Source organism: Microcoleus sp. BROC3 (assembly GCF_036702515.1).
GTDB lineage: Bacteria > Cyanobacteriota > Cyanobacteriia > Cyanobacteriales > Microcoleaceae > Microcoleus.
In genome coordinates, this window is the sequence record NZ_JAUBTQ010000042.1 from 66,658 (window position 1) to 67,836 (window position 1,179).

1 protein-coding gene is annotated in these 1,179 nt (G+C 51.0%); it reads left to right on the forward strand.

Annotated elements, in window-relative coordinates; translation table 11 throughout:
- On the forward strand, nt 1-1,179 hold a 1,179-nt coding region (locus QUB30_RS23825; RefSeq protein ID WP_333338406.1), incomplete at both ends, for a Calx-beta domain-containing protein.

The window sequence follows — 1,179 nt, forward strand, 5'->3', positions numbered from 1 at the left end:
CAACGGTCTAACTGATGTGGGTGATTACGCCTCCCCTACCTTAGCCGACATCGATAACGATGGCGATTTAGACGCTTTTGTTGGGGCGGATGACGGCAACACGTACTACTACCAGAATACCGGCACAGCTAGCGCCCCCACCTTTGCCGCCCCTGTCGCCAACTTCAACGGTCTAACTAATGTGGGTTCTTTAGCCGCCCCCACCTTAGACGACATCGATAACGATGGCGATTTAGACGCTTTTGTTGGGGTAGGATACGGCAAGACATACTACTACCAGAATACCGGCACAGCTAGCGCCCCCACCTTTGCCGCCCCTGTCGCCAACTTCAACGGTCTAACTGATGTGGGTTTTTTCGCCGCCCCCACCTTAGCCGACATCGATAACGATGGCGATTTAGACGCTTTTGTTGGGGATTCTGACGGCAATATCCGCTATTTTGAAAATGCTACCCGTGTCAGTATCGCCTCCGGTACTGCACCCACAGAGTCGGGAACAACAGGCACGTTTATTCTCACTCTCGATACTCCCGCACCCGATGGCTTCTCGGTCAATTATACAATCGGCGGCACCGCTACGGCAGGCATTGACTACACCTCTTTATCGGGGACTGTTGCTTTTGCACCTGGTACAACTACTGCCACAATTAACGTCACAGCCACCAACGATCCCGTTATCGATCCGGGTGAAACTGTTATTATCACCCTCACTGATGCAGCATCTTACGACATAGCAGTTACTCCCCAGAATACTGCCACTGTGACAATTGACGACAACGATATCGAATATGGCATTGTTGCCAACAATGCCACCGTTGCCGAAGCTAATAGCGGGACAACTCCCATTACCTACACGATTACCCGCAGCGGACGTACTGACGTTTCTAGTACGGTCGATTATACTTTAGCGGGCACGGCTACTAATGGGACTGATTACAATAATGTTGTTGTTTCCGGTACGAATGTCACGGCAGCCGGCAGTAAGATTACCTTTGCAGCCGGTGCAACAACTGCCACAATTAACTTAGATGTATTAGGCGATACGGTCGCTGAAACTAACGAAACGATCGACGTGACGCTATCGAATCCCACGGCGGCAGCGGGTTATTCGGCCACAATTCCTGTTGTCACCCCCGTCACTACTACTATTACCGACAACGATATCCAATATGCCATTGT